This is a genomic window from Streptomyces sp. NPDC097619 (genome assembly GCF_040302735.1).
Taxonomy (GTDB): domain Bacteria; phylum Actinomycetota; class Actinomycetes; order Streptomycetales; family Streptomycetaceae; genus Streptomyces.
Genome location: NZ_JBEOSD010000005.1, coordinates 94820 through 112114, shown reverse-complemented (window position 1 = coordinate 112114; position 17295 = coordinate 94820). Strand labels below are relative to the sequence as shown.

Annotated in this window: 15 protein-coding genes; 9 read left to right on the top strand and 6 right to left on the bottom strand. The window is 71.7% G+C overall.

Annotation, left to right across the window (positions count from 1 at the left end; all coding sequences use genetic code 11):
• Positions 1–154: 154 nt before the first annotated feature.
• The 8 genes from pflA to ABTZ17_RS02765 all read left to right on the top strand — a co-directional run bounded on the left by pflA (position 155) and on the right by ABTZ17_RS02765 (position 7871).
• The gene (gene pflA / locus ABTZ17_RS02800) at positions 155–988 is read left to right on the top strand and encodes a pyruvate formate-lyase-activating protein (protein WP_352193670.1); all 834 of its coding nucleotides are present in this window, start codon (positions 155–157) and stop codon (positions 986–988) included.
• A gap of 179 nt (positions 989–1167) precedes the next feature.
• Positions 1168–2280 (top strand): MFS transporter, encoded by a 1113-nt coding sequence (locus tag ABTZ17_RS02795; RefSeq protein WP_352193669.1) that lies wholly within the window; start codon positions 1168–1170, stop codon positions 2278–2280.
• Complete coding sequence (locus tag ABTZ17_RS02790) at positions 2277–4589, top strand: molybdopterin oxidoreductase family protein (RefSeq protein ID WP_352193668.1); 2313 nt, start codon at positions 2277–2279, stop codon at positions 4587–4589. Before ABTZ17_RS02795 ends, ABTZ17_RS02790 begins: the two co-directional genes overlap by 4 nt.
• 5 nt (positions 4590–4594) lie before the next feature.
• Positions 4595–5194, top strand: a complete 600-nt coding sequence (locus ABTZ17_RS02785) for a 4Fe-4S dicluster domain-containing protein (RefSeq protein ID WP_352193667.1) — start codon at positions 4595–4597, stop codon at positions 5192–5194.
• Complete coding sequence (locus ABTZ17_RS02780) at positions 5191–5850, top strand: QcrA and Rieske domain-containing protein (RefSeq protein ID WP_352193666.1); 660 nt, start codon at positions 5191–5193, stop codon at positions 5848–5850. Before ABTZ17_RS02785 ends, ABTZ17_RS02780 begins: the two co-directional genes overlap by 4 nt.
• Positions 5847–6212, top strand: coding sequence for a hypothetical protein (locus ABTZ17_RS02775; protein WP_352193665.1), 366 nt, complete (start codon positions 5847–5849; stop codon positions 6210–6212). Before ABTZ17_RS02780 ends, ABTZ17_RS02775 begins: the two co-directional genes overlap by 4 nt.
• A gap of 2 nt (positions 6213–6214) precedes the next feature.
• A complete protein-coding gene (locus tag ABTZ17_RS02770) occupies positions 6215–7636 on the top strand; it encodes a NarK family nitrate/nitrite MFS transporter (RefSeq protein ID WP_352193664.1) in 1422 nt (473 codons plus the stop codon).
• A 31-nt stretch (positions 7637–7667) separates the two neighbouring features.
• Positions 7668–7871: a hypothetical protein gene (locus ABTZ17_RS02765; protein WP_352193663.1), complete on the top strand. Its 204-nt coding sequence runs from the start codon at positions 7668–7670 to the stop codon at positions 7869–7871.
• Between the two features lie 70 nt (positions 7872–7941).
• Here the strand turns inward: ABTZ17_RS02765 and mscL are convergent, their stop codons facing one another.
• From mscL to ABTZ17_RS02735, 6 genes are all read right to left on the bottom strand, one after another.
• Positions 7942–8445 carry a large conductance mechanosensitive channel protein MscL gene (gene mscL / locus ABTZ17_RS02760; protein ID WP_352193662.1) on the bottom strand — a complete coding sequence of 168 codons (504 nt, stop codon included), beginning with the start codon at positions 8443–8445 and terminating at the stop codon, positions 7942–7944.
• Positions 8446–8610: 165 nt separating this feature from the next.
• Positions 8611–9048 (bottom strand): hypothetical protein, encoded by a 438-nt coding sequence (locus ABTZ17_RS02755; protein WP_352193678.1) that lies wholly within the window; start codon positions 9046–9048, stop codon positions 8611–8613.
• A gap of 387 nt (positions 9049–9435) precedes the next feature.
• Positions 9436–10269 (bottom strand): S-methyl-5'-thioadenosine phosphorylase, encoded by an 834-nt coding sequence (locus ABTZ17_RS02750; protein WP_352193661.1) that lies wholly within the window; start codon positions 10267–10269, stop codon positions 9436–9438.
• A 130-nt stretch (positions 10270–10399) separates the two neighbouring features.
• Positions 10400–10699: an FmdB family zinc ribbon protein gene (locus tag ABTZ17_RS02745; RefSeq protein WP_352193660.1), complete on the bottom strand. Its 300-nt coding sequence runs from the start codon at positions 10697–10699 to the stop codon at positions 10400–10402.
• A 67-nt stretch (positions 10700–10766) separates the two neighbouring features.
• Positions 10767–12212 (bottom strand): MFS transporter, encoded by a 1446-nt coding sequence (locus ABTZ17_RS02740; RefSeq protein WP_352193659.1) that lies wholly within the window; start codon positions 12210–12212, stop codon positions 10767–10769.
• Positions 12213–12589: 377 nt separating this feature from the next.
• The gene (locus ABTZ17_RS02735) at positions 12590–14137 is read right to left on the bottom strand and encodes a potassium/proton antiporter (RefSeq protein WP_352193677.1); all 1548 of its coding nucleotides are present in this window, start codon (positions 14135–14137) and stop codon (positions 12590–12592) included.
• A gap of 286 nt (positions 14138–14423) precedes the next feature.
• On the opposite strand from ABTZ17_RS02735, the gene ABTZ17_RS02730 reads away from it, so the two are divergent.
• A complete protein-coding gene (locus ABTZ17_RS02730; protein ID WP_352193658.1) occupies positions 14424–17288 on the top strand; it encodes a penicillin acylase family protein in 2865 nt (954 codons plus the stop codon).
• The last annotated feature ends 7 nt before the right edge of the window (positions 17289–17295 follow it).

Genomic DNA, 17295 nt, shown 5'->3' with positions numbered 1-17295 from the left:
CGCCGCCCCGCCCCCCCCCCCCCCCGCCCCCCGCCGGGGGGGGGGGGGGACCCCGGCCCCGCACGGTCCCGGGCCCTCACCCGGGACCGTGCCCCGGCCGCCGGACCGCCCCCGCAGCCCCCTTCCCCGCCGAACCCTCCCAGAGGTGCCTGCCATGTCCCTCCTCCTCGGCCCGCACATCCCCGTCGGCCCGGTGTCCGCACCCGAGCCGCACACCGCCTGCGCCAGCACCCCCGCCGCGGCCGCCACCCAGCGGCCGAGCGAGGGCTCCGTGCACTCCTGGGACCTCTCCACGGGCGTGGACGGCCCCGGCACCCGCTTCGTCACCTTCCTCTCCGGCTGCCCGCTGACCTGCCTGTACTGCCACAACCCCGACACGATGAAGATGCGCAACGGCAAGCGCACCTCCGCCGACGACGTCATCGCCGAAGCCGCCAAGTACACGCGCTTCATCGCGGCCTCCGGCGGCGGCGCCACCGTCTCCGGCGGCGAGCCCCTGCTCCAGCCCGTCTTCGCCGGGGAACTGCTGCACCGCATGAAGCACGAGCTGGGCCTGCACACCGCCCTGGACACCTCGGGCTTCCTCGGCGCCCGCGCCACCGACGCCCTGCTCCGCGACGTGGACCTCGTCCTGCTCGACATCAAGTCCTGGGACCGCGAGACCTACCGGAAGGTGACCGGCCGCCCCCTGGAGCCCACCCTCGACTTCGCCCGCCGCCTGGCCGACCTGGGCAAGGAGGTGCACCTGCGCTTCGTCCTGGTGCCGGGGCTGACCGACGCCCGCGAGAACGTGGCCGGGGTGGCCCGTTTCGCCGGCTCCCTCGGCAACGTCTCCCGGGTGGACGTGCTGCCCTTCCACAAGCTGGGCGAGTCCAAGTGGGAGGCGCTCGGCAAGGAGTTCACCCTCCACGACACCCCTTCGCCGAGCCCGGAGCAGGTGGCGCGGGCGAAGGCCGTCTTCGCGGCCGAGGGACTCACCGCCGTCTGACCCCACCCGCGATCAGTCCGGCCCCGGGGACACCACCCGGGGCCCGCCCGTTCCGGAGGCCGTTCAGGAGCCCGGTTCCGGAACCCCGTTCCGGAACCCCGGCTCCTGATCCCCCGTTCGGCCCAGCGATCAGGGCGCCATAACGGGCCAAAAAGGTACACACCACCTAGCGTGGTGCTGTGTCCGAGCCCACCGAAACCGCCGCGGCGGCCCCGCCGCCCCCGCCGCCCGAGCCGCCCCCCGGAGCGCCCGCGGCGCCTCCGGCCGGCCGCTCCGTCACCGCCCGGGCCACGCTGGCCGGCACGGTCGTCTCCCTCCTCCTGGTCCTCGCGATCGTGCTGGGCAGCCGCTTCCTGCGCGATTTCGACTCGGCCCTGCTGCCCTACGCCGTCGCCACCGTGTTCCTCGCCTTCGGCGTCGCCTACCGGTACACGGTGTGGGTCTCCTCCCCGGGAGCGAGCCGGCTCTTCAAGAAGGGCTTCGGCAGCCTCTTCTCCGCGGCCAACTTCCGCAAGGCGCCCACCGCCCTGCCGAGGATGATCGCCACCTACCTCGGCTTCCAGAAGTTCCTCGGAGCCCGCTCCCACGCCCGCTGGGCCGCCCACCAGCTGATCTTCTGGGGCTGCGTCCTCGCCGCCCTGATCACCTTCCCGCTGACCTGGGGCTGGTTCACCTTCACCTCCGGCACCGGCTCCGGACCCGGGTACGAGATGCGGATCTGGGGCATCAAGGTGCTCGGCTTCGACTCCCTGAACATCATCGGCTGGCTGATGTTCCACGGCCTGGACGTGGCCGCCGTCCTCGTCATCCCCGGCGCCTCCTACTTCCTGTGGCGCCGCATGAAGGACCGCGGGGCCATCACCGGGCAGCGCTTCGCCTACGACCTGCTGCCGCTGATCATGCTGATCGTCATCTCCGTGACGGGCCTGCTCCTCACCTTCTCCTCGATCTTCCTGCACGGCGGCGGCTACGAGTTCCTGGCGATCCTGCACATGGTCTCGGTGGTCTTCACCCTCATCTACATCCCCTTCGGGAAGTTCTTCCACATCGTGCAGCGGCCCGCCGCCGTTGGCATGCAGCTCTTCAAGTACACCGCCCGCCAGGACGAGCAGGTCTTCGCCTGCAAGCGCTGCGGCGAACCGGTGGACACCGCCCCCTACGTGGAGAACCTCCGCGGCACCATGCGGGACCTGAAGCTCGACTTCGACGCCTGGGCCGAGTACTGCCCCCGCTGCAAGCGCGTCCTGCGGGGCAACGCCTACCTCACCCACGTCAAGAAGGGCTTCAAGTGAGCGCCCCCGAGCAGCCGCGCCCCCTGTCGATCGACCCCTCGATCGCACCGCCCGGCACCCGGAACTTCCGCGACGCGGGCGGCATCCCGGCCGACCGGTGGCACGCCGACCAGAACGGCGAGACGCTGGTCCCCACCCACTGCTGCTTCTGCGGGGTCCAGTGCGGCATGTACCTGCGCGTGGACCGCGGCGGCAAGGTCTTCGGCGTCGAACCCCGCAACCACGACATCAACCGGATGCGGCTCTGCCCCAAGGGCATCAACGCCTACCAGCAGGTCAACCACCCCGACCGGCTCACCGCCCCGCTGATGCGCCGCACCCGCGAGGAGGAGTTCCGCGAGGTCTCCTGGGACGAGGCGCTCGACTTCACCGTCTCCGAGATCCGCCGCATCCAGCAGACCCACGGCAACGACGCCTTCGGCCTCCTCGGCGGTGCCAGCCTCTTCTCCGAGAAGACCTACCTCGTCGGCAAGTTCGCCCGGGTCGCCCTCAAGAGCCGGCACGTCGACTACAACGGCCGGCTCTGCATGGTCAGCGCGGCCGGCGCCAACAAGCTCGCCTTCGGCATCGACCGGGCCGGCAACCCCTTCTCCGACATCCTCCTCACCGACTGCCTCCTGATCGCCGGGTCCAACGTGGGGGAGTGCTTCCCCGTGATGACCCAGTACCTGTGGGGAGCCCGGGACCGCGGCGCCACCCTGATCGTGGTCGACCCCCGCGAGACCGCCATCGCCCGCACCGCCGACATCCACGTCGCCCTCAAACCCGGCACCGACTCCGCCTTCTTCAACTCCGTCCTCCACGTGGTCGCCGAGGAAGGACTGGTCGACGAGCGGTTCCTCGCCGAGCACACCACCGGATGGGAGGAGGTCCGCGCCAAGGCCGCCGAATACCCGCCGGACCGGGCCGCCGCCATCTGCGGGGTCCCCGCCGAACAGATCGTCCAGGTGGCCCGCGTCTTCGGAGGCGCCGCCCGCGCCATGGCCTGGCACGCCCGCGGCATCGAACACCACTCCCAGGGCGTCGAGAACTGCCTGACCGTGATCAACCTCTGCGCCGCCACCGGCAACATCGGCAAGCCCGGCGCCGGCTACGGCACCATCACCGGCCAGGGCAACGGCCAGGGCGGCCGCGAACACGGCCAGAAGTCCGACCTCCTGCCCGGCGGCCGCTCGATCACCAACCCCGAGCACCGCCGCCAGATCTGCGAGATCTGGGGCATCGAGGAGTCCGAACTCCCGCTCGCCGGCACCTCCATGATGGAAATGGTCTGGCAGATGCAGCGCGGCGAGATCCGCGGCCTCATCGGCGTCTGCAACAACCCCTTCGTCTCCCTCCCGAACTACGCCACCGTCAAGGACGGCTACGACAAGGTCGAGTTCCACGCCCAGTTCGACTTCTTCCTCTCCGAGACCGCCGCCAACGCGCACGTGGTCTTCCCCGTCACCACCTGGGCCGAGGACGAGGGCGTGATGGCCAACGCCGAGGCCCGCGTGGTCAAGCACAACAAGGCCCAGGAGCCCCCGGCCGGGGTCCGCACCGACACCTGGGTGCTGTGCGAACTCGCCCGCCGCCTCGGCGCCGGCGACAAGTTCGACTTCCCCGGCTCCCGCGAGGTCTTCGAGGAGCTGCGGATCGCCTCCGCCGGAACGGTCAACGACTACTACGGCATCACCTACGAGCGCCTGGAGGAGACCGGAGGCATCGCCTGGCCCTGCCCCGCCACCGACCACCCGGGCACCCCGCGCCTCTTCGAGGACGGCCGGACCTACCACCCCGACGGCAGGATCCACCTGCAGGTCGTCGAGTGGCACCCGCCGATGGACCCCTACTCCGAGGAATTCCCCCTCTCCCTCACCACCGGCCGCACCGTGGCCCACTTCCTCTCCGGCAACCAGACCCGCAGGCTGGGCGCCCTGGTCGAACAGACCCCCCGGCCCTGGGTGGAGGTCCACCCCTCGCACGGCTTCCGCGACGGCGACCCCGTGCGCGTGGTCACCCGGCGCGGCAGCGAGGTCTTCCCCGCGCTGGTCACCGAGGCCATCCGCCCCGACACCGTCTTCATCCCCTACCACTGGCCGGTGCCGACCGCCGCGAACGCCCTCACCATCGACGCACTCGACCCGCGCTCGAAGATCCCCGAGTACAAGGTCTGCGCCGCCCGCATCGAGGCCGCCGACCGGATCGACGAGGTACCGGCCCCGCCCACCGGGCCCGGCCGCGAGGCGTACCCGGAGGCCCAGGTCTCCCGCACCGACCCCCTGCCGCCCACGTCCTCCCAGGGCCGTGGCACGGCGGAGAGAGGCTGACCGCCATGATGGGCAGAACGATCTTCATCGATCCGGGCCGCTGCATCGGCTGCCAGGCGTGCGTCTCCGCCTGCCGCGAATGCGACTCGCACCGCGGCAAGTCGATGATCCACCTGGACTACACCGACGCCGGCCAGTCCGTCGCCTCCCTCCCCACCGTCTGCATGCACTGTGAGGACCCCGTCGCCCCCTGCGCGGAGGTCTGCCCCGCCGACGCGATCCTCGTGACCGCCGACGGAGTGGTGCAGCAGGCCGACACCACCCGCTGCATCGGCTGCGCCAACTGCGTCAACGCCTGCCCCTTCGGGGTCCCCAAGATCGACCTCCAGGCGAAGCTCCAGATGAAGTGCAACCTCTGCTACGACCGCACCGCCTACGGCCTCGCCCCCATGTGCGCCACGGTCTGCCCGACCGGAGCCCTCTTCTACGGAACCGTCGAAGAACTCCAGGCCGAGCGCCCCGGGGTGCAGGTCGCCGACTCCTTCGTCTTCGGCGACGTGGTCGTCAGCACCGGGGTGGCCATGGTGGTCCCCGCGGACAAGGTCCAGTGGCCGGTACCCGGCGGGCTGCCCGTCGTGGAGATCAACGGAGTCGATGTCCGATGAGCGTGACCGAACAGCCCGCCCCCGCGCCCGGAGACGACGCCGCCACCCCCGAGGAGGAGGCCGCCGCCCGACTGCGGGACCGCATCAGCGCCGACTCCCTCACCACCCGCCGCGACTACCTGCGGATCGTGGCCACCGTCTCCGGCGGCCTCGCCATCGGCGGGGTCGGCGTGGCCTCCGGGATCCTGCACCGCCACGGCGACAGCGAGAAGGCACCCGCGTCCAAGAAGGTGGCCGACCGGCTGCCGCGCGGCCAGTCCGTCGCCTTCCGCTTCCCCGGCGAGGAGGACCGGGCCCTGGCCGTACGCCTCCAGGACGGCACCCTCGTCGGCTACTCGGCCGTCTGCACCCACCTGGCCTGCGCCGTGCTCTGGCGCGAGGACCGCGGCCCCGAGGGCGAGCTCTACTGCCCCTGCCACGAGGGCGTCTTCGACGCCCGCACCGGCGAGGTCACCGCGGGACCGCCGCCCCGCCCCCTCCCCAGGGTCTTCCTGACGGAGGAGGTCGACGGCAGCGTCTGGGCCGTCGCCACCGCCCGGTCGGGAGAACCGGCCCAGGAGGCCCTGTGCCGGCAGTTCGGCCAGGACCGCCCCGAACTGGCCGCCCGCCTGGGCTGCCCCGGCGCCGACCGAGCCCCCGAGAGCAGGCGCACATGACCGAGCAGCAGCCGCCGCGGCCCGAGTACCACCCCGGCAGCGCCCAAGCGCGCCTGAACCGGCCGGTCCACGAGCGGTACCCCCAGATCCGGCCCACCAGCGGGTACGCCGACCCGCGGGTGCGCCGCACCGGCCCCGGCCCCGGGGCGGGCACCGAGCAGGAGCCCGAGCGCTCCTCGAAGCTCACCGCCCGCCTGGTCCTGGCCCTGACCGTCGTCGTGGGCCAGCTGTGGGCCCTGACGGTGACGGTCAACGAATGGATGCAGGGCGACACCGGCACGGCCTGGTGGGGGGCGGGATTCCTGGTCCTGTCCTTCCTGGTGGTGCTGGGCCTGTGGCTCCTCGACCCGAAGGACAGATGAGCATGTCCATACGCACCAACGCCGAGGCCCCGTCCCAGGGCGGTGACAGCTACCGCCCCGGGACCACGATCACCGACTGGCGCCCCGAGGACGAGGGCTTCTGGCAGTCCACCGGACGCAAGGTCGCCCAGCGCAACCTGTGGGTGTCCGTCCCGGCCCTGATGCTCGGCTTCGTGGTCTGGCAGGTCTGGTCGGTGACCGTGGTCAGGCTCGGTGACGTCGGCTACGGCTTCTCCAAGTCCCAGCTGTTCTGGCTGACCGCCGTCCCCGGCATCACCGGCGGCACCTTCCGGATCCTGTACACCTTCATCGGACCGATCTACGGGGAGCGGAAGTTCACCGCCTTCAGCACCCTGATCCTCGTGGCCCCGATGCTGTGGCTGGGCTTCGCGCTCCAGGACACCGGAACCCCCTACTGGGAGATGGTGCTGATCGCCGCCGTCTGCGGTATCGGCGGCGCCAACTTCGCCTCCTCGATGGCCAACATCGGCTTCTTCTTCCCCAAACGGGAGAAGGGCAGCGCCAACGGCCTCAACGGCGGACTCGGCAACCTGGGCGTGAGCGTGGTCCAGCTGGTGGCCCCGCTGGTCGTGACCGCCGCGGTGCTCGGCGCCCCCGCCGGCGACCCCCAGCGCGACACCAAGAACGACACCGACATCTGGCTCCAGAACGGCGCCTTCCTGTGGGTGCCGCTGCTGGTGATCATGGCCCTGCTGGCCTGGTTCCTGATGAACGACCTGAAGGTGGCCGCGGCCCCCTTCAGCCAGCAGAAGATCATCTTCAAGCGCAAGCACAACTGGCTGATGACCTGGCTGTACGTGGGCACCTTCGGTTCCTTCATCGGCTTCGCGGCCGGTCTGCCGCTGCTGATCAAGGACAACTTCGAGTCCCAGGGCTACCAGGCCACCACCTACGCCTGGCTCGGACCGCTGACCGGAGCGCTGACCCGCTGGGCGGGCGGCTGGCTGTCGGACCGGCTGGGCGGCGCCAGGGTCACCATGCTCTCCTTCGTCGGCATGGCCGCCTCGCTGGTCGTGGTCATCTCGGCGCTGCCGAGCGGCGGGGACCAGGGGAACTTCTGGACCTTCTTCATCGGCTTCCTGGCGGCCTTCTTCTTCTCCGGCCTGGGCAACGGCTCGACCTTCCGCCAGATCCCCGTGATCTTCCGGGACCAGCACGCCCGCGAGGCGGCGGGCAAGGGCCCGGAGGCGCAGGCCGCGGCGCTGAAGCAGTCCGAGATGGAGTCGGGGGCCGTGGTCGGCTTCTCCTCCGCCATCGCGGCCTACGGCTTCTTCTTCATCCCCGCCATGTTCGCCAACCTGGAGGTGACCACCGCGCTGTGGATGTTCATCGGCTTCTACGCCACCTGCCTGGTGGTCTGCTGGTGGTTCTACGCCCGCAAGGGCGCCGAGGCGCCCAGCTGACCGGCCCGCGGGGCCGCCGTACCCTGGAGTCATGAGTACCGCACCCGACCCCGGGTCCCGCCCGTCGCCGCGGCAGGACGCCCGGCCGAAGCCGAAGCTCGTCTTCGACGACCCGCTGGACCAGCAGTCCGCCGACGACACGGACCGGGGCTGGGGCGAGCGGCCCCGCCCCGGCGGCGACTCCGCCGCCGACCTGGCGCGCTTCCTCGACGAGAAGCCGCCGCACCACATCTGAGCCGCCCCGCGGGGTCGGGCCGGGCCGTGCGCCCTGCCCGACCCCGCGGCGCGGGACGGGCCGGTGCCCGTCAGCCCTTCGAGAAGGGCGAGCCCTGGGCCCCGCCGTCGCCGTTCGCGCCGTTGCGCTGCGCGACCAGCGTGTCCCGGATCTCCTTGAGCACCTCCAGCTCGGTGATCTCGATGGTCTCCTTCACGCCCTCCTTGGCCTTCCGGTGGGCCTCCTGCTTGGCCAGGTACTTGGCCATGGGCAGCACCATCAGGAAGTACACGACCGCCGCCGTGATGATGAAGCTGAGGGTGGCGTTCAGGACCGAACCCCACAGGATGTTCACGCCGATCGGGTCCCCGGTCTTCGGGTCGACCCCGCAGGGACCCTTCAGGCACGAGGTGTAGTTGTCCAGGTTCTTGGTGCCGAACGCTCCCACCAGCGGGCCGATGATGCCCTTCACCACGGAGTTCACGATGTTGGTGAACGCGGCGCCGATGACCACGGCCACCGCCAGGTCCACCACGTTGCCACGCATCAGGAAGGCCCTGAAGCCCGCCAGTACGCTCTCCTTCTTCTCGCTCACCGCTGAGCCTCTCTTGACGTGTGTCGTCGGTGCGGCGCGCCACCGGACGGCGGGGCGCGTGACCGCAGGACGCGGAACCAATGGCTCCGAAAACTACGTCAGTACGGGGCTGCGCTGTCCAATCGGTGCACGCGTCATGGGTACTTGACCGGCCGTCAGTGCGATTCAGCACAGGCTCACCGCCAGTCGGGACACCGTACCGGCCGCGACCAGGCCGCGCGCCGTCTCCCGGGGGACGGAGAGCACCACCAGGGCCCCGTCGTCCGTCGATCCCGACTCCGCGGCCGGCACGCGGTCCACCCGGGCACCCGCTGCGACCACGCGCGGAGCCGCGCCGTGCCCGCCCGGCCCGCCCGCGGCCACCACGTCCACCCGGTCCCCGGCCCGCAGCAGCCGTACCGTGGCGGCGTCGGCGATCCGGACCGGGGCCGCGACCAGGCGCTCGGCCGGTGGCGGGGGAGCGGGGGGAGGCGGACCGGACCGCCCGGCCCCGGCCTCCGGGGCCGTCACGGCCACCGCCACGGCGGTCGCCGCCAGCCCGGCCGCCAAGGCCCCCCGACGACGGCGCAGGGCCCGGCGCAGCCGGTCCCCGCCCCGCCCCACGAGCAAGGGCGCGAACGCGGGCACCCCGCGCGGCGGCGGACACCCCTGCCGCCCGGCCCCGCGCGGCACGGGAGCGTACGCGGAAGCACCGGACGCGTGACCACCGGACACATGGGCATCGGACACGGGGCACCACCCTTCGACGGGCCCCACGAGGAGGCCGGGAACCCGGACGCTCCGCCCGGGACCCCTCCACCCTCGCCCCGGTCACCCCCGCCCCGCTCCGGCCTGTGGACGATCCCCAGCCTGTGGAAAACGCCGTCACCCCCGGAGGTGAACGACCTCCGGGGGTGACGGGTGACCAGCGGCGGCTGACGGGCGGTGGGCGACGGACACCCGCCCACCCCGAACCGCCCGCCCCGAACCGCGCAGGGCAGGGCGCGAGGCTCAGGGCAGTTCGATGCCGAGGTCCCAGCCGTCGTGCGCGTGCGTGCACAGGCAGTCCCGGTCGGCGGTCGCCGGCAGGGCCGCCACCGCGTCGAAGAGGACCTCCCGCAGCCGTCCGACGTTCTCGCCGAACACCTTCAGCACCTCCGTGTGCGAGACCCCCTCACCGGTCTCGGCACCGGCGTCCAGGTCCGTCACCAGGGCCATGGAGGCGTAGCAGAGCCCCAGCTCCCGGGCCAGGACGGCCTCCGGGTGCCCGGTCATGCCGACCACCGACCAGCCCATCGCCGCGTGGAACCGCGACTCGGCGCGGGTGGAGAAGCGCGGCCCCTCGATGACGACCATCGTGCCGCCGTCCACCGGCTCCCAGTCGCGCCCGCGGGCGGCGGCCATGGCGGCCTCGCGGCCCACCGGGCAGTACGGATCCGCGAAGGTGGTGTGGACGACGTTCGGCACCGTGCCGTCGGGGAGCGGCTCCCCGTCGAAGAAGGTCTGGCGGCGCGCCTTGGTGCGGTCCACGAGCTGGTCCGGGACGAGCAGGGTGCCCGGCCCGTACTCGGACCGCAGCCCGCCCACCGCGCAGGGCCCGAGCACCTGGCGCACGCCCACGGAGCGCAGCGCCCACAGGTTCGCCCGGTAATTGATCTTGTGCGGCGGGACCTTGTGGCCGCGCCCGTGCCGCGGCAGGAAGGCGATCTGCCGGCCCGCGAGTTCCCCGATGAACAGGGAGTCGCTGGGGTCGCCGTACGGGGTCTCCACCCGCACCTCGGAGACGTCCTCCAGGAAGGAGTAGAAGCCCGAACCGCCGATGACACCGATCTCTGCGTTGACCATGGTCACAGCCTAGTGGGGCATGCCGAAGACCCCCCTGCCGGTCGGGCAGGGGGGTCTTCGAGGGTCTGCTCGGGTGCCTCGGTGCCGTGGTCGGCGCCGGGTGCCCGTGAGGAGAGCGGGGCCCTCCGGCTCAGGCGGCCGGGGTGCTGCTGCTCGCCGCCGGCGCGGACGCCGGAGCCGGGGACGAAGGCGCGGCCGTGGACGACGAGGTCGTCGAGGCGGGCTTCGAGGCCGGGGTGCTGCTGGACGAGGCGCCGCGGCTGTCGTTGCGGTAGAAGCCGGAGCCCTTGAACACGATGCCGACCGCGGAGAACACCTTCTTCAGGCGTCCCTTGCAGCTCGGGCATTCGGTCAGCGCGTCATCGGTGAACTTCTGGACCGCCTCGAGGCCCTCGCCGCACTCGGTGCACTGGTACTGGTAGGTCGGCACGAATTTCCTCCTGGCACTCTCACTCGATGAGTGCTAACGACGGTCCATGGTGACGTATTCCGGCGGTTCAGTCCACCGTCACCGGAACTCGGTGACCGAGGACACGCTCTTCGGCGTCCTGCGCACCCGCGCCCGCGCCCGCGTGCGCGCCACCGCGCGCGTCGCCCGGAACACCCTTCCGGGTGCCGCCGCGCACGGTACCGGCGGCGCCCTCCGGCAGCCCGGCGGCCGGGTCGGCCTCCGCGCGCGGGGCCGTGTCGGCGCCCTGCTGGGAGACGATCCGGCTCGGGGCCTTGGGGGCCAGGCGCGAGCGCAGGGCCACGACGGTGACCAGGGCCAGAGCGGTGGCGACCAGCGGCACCAGGAAGCCGGCGTGCGCGCCGTGGGCGTCGGTCAGTCGGCCGGCCACGGTGACGGCGGCGGCCTGTCCGAAGGCGACCGCGCCGGTCAGCCAGGTGAAGGCCTCGGTGCGGGAGCCGGCCGGGACCAGCCGCTCCACCATGGTGTAGCCGGTGATCAGGGCCGGGGCGATGCACAGGCCGACGACCAGGCCCAGGGCGCCGAGGAGCACCGCGGACTGCGCGGCCCACAGCACGGAGGCCGCGGCGGTCAGGCCGACGTAGCCCAGGATCAGGCGGCGGCGCGGGCCGATCTTCCAGGCGATGGCGCCGCAGGCGATGCCCGCGATCATGTTGCCCGCCGCGAAGGTGCCGTACAGGAGGCCGTTGGCGCCCGGGTTGCCGATCTCCTCGGAGAAGGCGGCCAGGGAGACCTGCATGCCGCCGAAGACGGCGCCGATGCCGAGGAAGGCGACGATCAGGACGCGCACGCCGGGGACGGACAGCGCGGAGGTGTGCTTCTCGCCGTTCGCGGCGGCGCGACCGACGGGCTTGGGCTGGGTGGACCGCTGGGCGGCGAACAGCAGGCCGCCGATCAGGGTCAGCGCGGCCTCGGTGATCAGACCGGCGGCGGGGTGCACCTGGGTGCAGAGGAAGGTCGCGAGCACGGGGCCCACCACGAAGGTGAACTCGTCCGTGACGGACTCGAAGGCGGCGGCGGTGGGCAGCAGGTGGGCGCGCTCGCCCTCCAGCTTCGCGGCCCAGCGGGACCGGACCATCGGGCCGACCTGCGGCACGGAGGCGCCGGTGGGCACCGCGGCCAGGGCCAGGGCCCACAGCGGGGCGCCGAGCAGCGCCAGGGTGGTCAGGCCGGCGACGGAGGCGGCGTGCGCGAGCACGACCGGCACCAGGACGCGGCTCTGGCCGAAGCGGTCGGCCAGCTTGCCCATCTGGGGGGCGAAGATCGCCATCGAGACGCCGGTGACGGCGGCGGCGATGCCCGCGCTGCCGAAGGAGCCGGTGGTGTGCTGCACCAGCAGCACGATGCCGATCGTCAGCATCGCGAAGGGCTGCCGGGCGGCGAACCCCGGAAGCAGGAAGCCGAGGGCACCCGGAGTGCGCAGCAGCTGCCCGTAGCCCGCACGGGACTTCTCGGTCGTGACCGCGGATACCACGGTCCAGCCTTTCTGCTGCCTGGTAGAACCCCCGTCTGCGGGCGGTGCGGGCCTTGTGGGCCGCACCCGTACTACGGGGCCCCGAGAGCTGTCCTCATGCGCAGAACCGAGTGATACCTGGGCCCCGCACTGCGGGAAGGGGGCCACGGCCGCCGAGCGGTCGCGCCAGCTCTGCGTCAGGCAGAGTTGGTCGATTGGTGTCCCTTCATGATACAGGGACTTTCCCAAGACGCACCTGTGATTGCAGCGACAGGGGAGGACTTCACCTGCGTTTAACGCTCCGTACCTCTTCCCTGGCCTCCGGTTCCCAGATGGGCACGTTTTGCCAGGGAGTGTCGGCTCGTACGGACCCTCTCACCGCCCCGCCCACCGGTCGGTCACCGACCGCGGCCGGACCCCCGACCGCGGCGCCCCGCGGAGCGGTCCGCCGAGCCTTCGTCCTCGTCCCCGTCCGGCCCGTGTCCCGTGCCGAGCCAGCCCGCGAGCTTGCCGCCGCGCGCCACGGCCCGCAGCCGCGCCTCGGCGGCGTCGCGCACCGGATCGGTGGCGACCACCAGCAGCTCGTCCCCGCGGCGCAGCACCGTGGCGGGCAGCGGTACGAAGCTCTTGTCGTCCCGGACGACGAGCGTGACCGAGGCCCCGGGCGGCAGGCGCAGCTCGCTGACCTCCACGCCGTGCATGCGGGACGCCTCGGGTATGGAGAAGGAGAGGAGGTGGCCGCGGAGCTTCTCCAGCGGCGCGGACTCGATGCCCAGGTCGGTGGCGTTGCGGTCGGGGTCCCCGCCCACCTCCAGCTTGCGGGCCAGCCAGGGCAGGGTGGGGCCCTGCACCAGGGTGTAGACGACCACCAGCACGAAGACGATGTTGAAGACGCGGTCGCTGCCCTCGATCCCGGAGACCAGCGGGATGGTGGCCAGGATGATGGGGACGGCGCCGCGCAGTCCCGCCCAGGACATGAGGGCCTTCTCCCGCCACGGCACCCGGAAGGGCAGCAGGCTGATGAAGACCTCCAGCGGCCGGGCCACCATGGTGAGCACCAGGCCGACCAGCACGGCCGGCCAGAAGTCGTCCACCAGCTCGTGCGGGGTCACGAGAAGGCCGAGCAGCACGAACATGCCGATCTGGGCGATCCAGCCCAGGCCGTCGGCGAAGCCGCGGGTGGCGGGCCAGTGCGGCAGCTTGGCGTTGCCGAGGACCATGGCCGCCAGGTAGACGGCGAGGAAGCCCGAGCCGTGCGCGATGGCGCCGGCGGCGTAGGCGGACACCGCGATCGACATGACGGCGATCGGGTAGAGGCCGGAGGCGGGCAGGGCCACGTGCCGCAGCCCGTAGGCGCCGAGCCAGCCCACCGCGAGGCCGATGGCGGCACCGATGGTCAGCTCCAGGGCGATCTTGCCGACGAGCACGTACCACGAGTCCACCGGCCCGACCGTGGCGAACGCCACGACGAGGATCACCACGGGGGCGTCGTTGAAGCCGGACTCGGCCTCCAGCACGCCGGTGACCCGGGAGGGGAGCGGCACCTTGCGGAGGACGGAGAAGACCGCGGCGGCGTCGGTGGAGGAGACCACCGCGCCGATCAGGAGGGCCTGCCGCCACTCCAGGCCGACCAGGTAGTGGGCCCCCGCGGCGGTGACGCCGACGCTGATGGCCACGCCCACGAGCGAGAGCACGATCGCGGCCGGGAGGGCCGGTTTGATCTCTTTCCACTTCGTGCCGAGACCGCCCTCGGCCAGGATGACCACCAGTGCCGCATAGCCGATGACCTGCGTGAGTTCGGCGTTGTCGAAGACGACGTTGCCGATGCCGTCCTGCCCGATGGCGATGCCGATGCCCAGGTAGATGAGCAGGCTGGGCAGTCCGCTGCGCGAGGAGATCCGCACCGCCGCGACCGCGACGAGCAGGACGACCGAGCAGATCAGCAGGAGCTCGTTGAGCTGGTGGACAGTCAGGGGGCGGCCCTTTCACTGGATGCGGTCAGTGGAGTGCCGGATCCGCTCCTCGCGGTGGGCCGGTCCCGGCCCGCGGTCGGAGGGCCCGCGGCAGGTACTTCATTACCTTACCTAATCTTTGACGATTTCTTGACTCCTTTGCCACATTGTGAAACGCCAGTTCGATCCCGTCGCTGACACCGCGTCCGAACGGGGTGGAGGCTGCGCCTATGGTTGCTCCCAGCACTCCAGGACCACCCTGCCCCCGCGAAGGACAGCGATGCCCGCCAACGAATCGGCCCCTTCCCCCAAGAAGAAGGGACGACGCAGCCGTCTGATCGTCCTCGCCCTGGTGCTGGCGCTCGTCGCAGGCGTCGGCTACGGGGCCTACTGGAGCGTCGACACCGTCCGCGCATCCTTCCCGCAGACCACGGGCAAGCTCAAGCTCGAAGGGCTGACCGGCACCGTCGAGGTGAAGAGGGACGCCCACGGCATCCCGCAGCTGTACGCGGACACCGATCAGGACCTGTTCCGCGCCCAGGGCTTCGTCCAGGCGCAGGACCGCTTCTGGGAGATGGACGTACGCCGCCACATGACCTCCGGCCGGCTCTCGGAGATGTTCGGCAGCGGCCAGGTGGAGACCGATGCCTTCCTCCGCACCCTCGGCTGGCGCCGGGTCGCGGAGGAGGAGTACAGGTCCAAGCTCTCCCCGGACACCAAGAAGTACCTCCAGGCTTACTCCGACGGGGTCAACGCCTACCTGAAGGGCAAGGCCGGCAAGGACCTGTCCGCCGAGCACGCGGCCCTGAAGCTGACCGGCGACTACAAGGTGGAGCCCTGGACCCCGGTGGACTCGGTGGCCTGGCTCAAGGCGATGGCCTGGGACCTGCGCGGCAACATGCAGGACGAGATCGACCGGGCGCTGATGACCAGCCGCCTGTCCAAGGAGCAGATCGCCGAGCTGTACCCGCCCTACCCCTTCGACCGGAACCGGCCGATCGTCGAGGGCGGCTCGGTGGACTCCGCCACGGGCAAGTACGACCCGCAGAGCGAGGGCTCCACGAACTCCTCCCGCTCGGGCGACTCCTCGGGGTCCTCCGGTTCCTCCGGCAACGGTGGCTTCTCCGGGCTGGGCGGCCTGAACGCCCTCGGCGGCCGGGGCAACGCCCTCGACCGTCAGATGTCGGCGCTGGCCGAGACCCTGGACCAGGTCCCGGCGCTGCTCGGCCCCAACGGCAGCGGCATCGGTTCGAACTCGTGGGTGGTCTCCGGTGCCTACACCACCACCGGCAAGCCGCTGCTCGCCAACGACCCGCACCTGTCCCCGCAGCTGCCCTCGGTCTGGTACCAGATGGGCCTGCACTGTCGCACGGTCTCCAGCCAGTGCCAGTACGACGTTTCCGGCTTCACCTTCTCCGGCATGCCGGGCGTGGTCATCGGCCACAACCAGGACATCGCCTGGGGCATGACGAACAACGGCGCCGACGTCACCGACCTCTACCTCCAGCAGGTCACCCCCGAGGGCTACCGCTACGGCGGCAAGGTGCTCCCCTTCACCACCCGTGAAGAGGTCATCAAGGTCGCCGGCGGCGAGGACAAGAAGATCACCGTGCGGACCACCAACAACGGTCCGCTGATCTCCGACCGCAGCGACGAGCTGACCGAGGTGGGGGCCCGCGCCCCGGTCGGCGGCTCCGCCCCGGAGCGGGGCGCCGGCTACGGGGTCTCCCTGCGCTGGACCGCGCTGGACCCGGGCCGCTCCATGGACGCCGTCTTCCGCCTCAACCGGGCCAAGGACTTCGACGGCTTCCGGGCCGCCGCGCGCCTGTTCGAGGTGCCCTCGCAGAACCTGATCTACGCCGACGACAAGGGCCCCAAGGGCAACATCGGCTACCAGATGCCGGGTCGCGTCCCGATCCGCGGCACCGGTGACGGCCGGATGCCGGCCCCGGGCTGGGACCCGGAGTACACCTGGGGCGCCAAGTCCTCCTCGTCCTCCTCCGACTCCGCGAGCGGCGACAGCGGCACCGCGGCGAAGGGCGGGACCTGGATCCCGCAGGACGAGCTGCCCTGGGAGTTCAACCCCAAGCGCGGGTTCATCGTCACCGCCAACCAGGCCGTCATCGAGTCCGGCGAGGGCAAGTACCCGTACACGCTGACCACCGACTGGGGCTACGGCGCCCGCAGCCAGCGGATCAACGACCTCATCGAGGCGAAGATCAAGGACAGCGGGAAGATCTCCACCGACGACATGCGGCTGATGCAGACCGACAACAGCAGCGAGATCGCCGCGCTGCTGACCCCGGTCCTGTCGAAGATCCGGATCTCGGACCCGGACGTCCGCGAGGCCCAGAAGCTGCTGGACGGCTGGAACTACACCCAGGAGCCGGACTCCGCGGCCGCCGCCTACTTCAACGCCGTCTGGCGCAACATCCTCAAGCTGGCCTTCGGGAACAAGCTGCCCAAGGAGCTGCGGGTCGAGGGCAGCTGCCTCACCGTCCGCGCCCCGGGCAGCACCGCCCCCGCCGACGACCTCTCCGAGATGGTCGTCGAGTGCGGCGAGCGGGACGCCGATTCGGCGCAGCCGGACGGCGGCGACCGCTGGTTCGAGGTGGTCCGCCGGCTGATGAAGGACGAGGACTCCAGCTGGTGGCAGACCTCGGGCACCCGCCTGGACAAGGCCACGACCACCCGGGACGAGCTGTTCGCCCGGGCCATGAAGGACGCCCGCTGGGAGCTGACCGCGAAGCTCGGCAAGGACGTCGGCACCTGGAACTGGGGCCGGCTGCACCAGCTGACCCTGCGCAACCAGACCCTCGGCACCGAGGGCCCCGGCTTCGTGCAGTGGCTGCTCAACCGGGGCCCCTGGAACCTGGGCGGCGGTGAGGCCACCGTCAACGCCACCGGCTGGAACGCGGCCGGCGGCTACGGGGTCACCTGGGTGCCGTCCATGCGGATGGTGGTCAACCTCGACGACCTCGACAAGTCCCGCTGGATCAACCTGACCGGCGCCTCCGGCCACGCCTACAGCTCGCACTACACCGACCAGACGGAGCTGTGGGCCAAGGGCGAGCTGCTGGACTGGCCCTACGGCAAGGCCGCCGTGGACAAGGCCACGGTGGACACCCTGACCCTCGAACCCTGAGGGCGGG

Bases quoted from the DNA above. Each gene is read 5' to 3' on its own strand.
- ABTZ17_RS02780 (WP_352193666.1), top strand. From the start codon at position 5,191: ATGAGCGTGACCGAACAGCCCGCCCCCGCGCCCGGAGACGACGCCGCC.
- ABTZ17_RS02730 (WP_352193658.1), top strand. From the start codon at position 14,424: ATGCCCGCCAACGAATCGGCCCCTTCCCCCAAGAAGAAGGGACGACGC.
- ABTZ17_RS02765 (WP_352193663.1), top strand. From the start codon at position 7,668: ATGAGTACCGCACCCGACCCCGGGTCCCGCCCGTCGCCGCGGCAGGAC.
- ABTZ17_RS02770 (WP_352193664.1), top strand. From the start codon at position 6,215: ATGTCCATACGCACCAACGCCGAGGCCCCGTCCCAGGGCGGTGACAGC.
- ABTZ17_RS02750 (WP_352193661.1), bottom strand. From the start codon at position 10,269: ATGGTCAACGCAGAGATCGGTGTCATCGGCGGTTCGGGCTTCTACTCC.
- pflA (WP_352193670.1), top strand. From the start codon at position 155: ATGTCCCTCCTCCTCGGCCCGCACATCCCCGTCGGCCCGGTGTCCGCA.
- ABTZ17_RS02775 (WP_352193665.1), top strand. From the start codon at position 5,847: ATGACCGAGCAGCAGCCGCCGCGGCCCGAGTACCACCCCGGCAGCGCC.
- ABTZ17_RS02785 (WP_352193667.1), top strand. From the start codon at position 4,595: ATGATGGGCAGAACGATCTTCATCGATCCGGGCCGCTGCATCGGCTGC.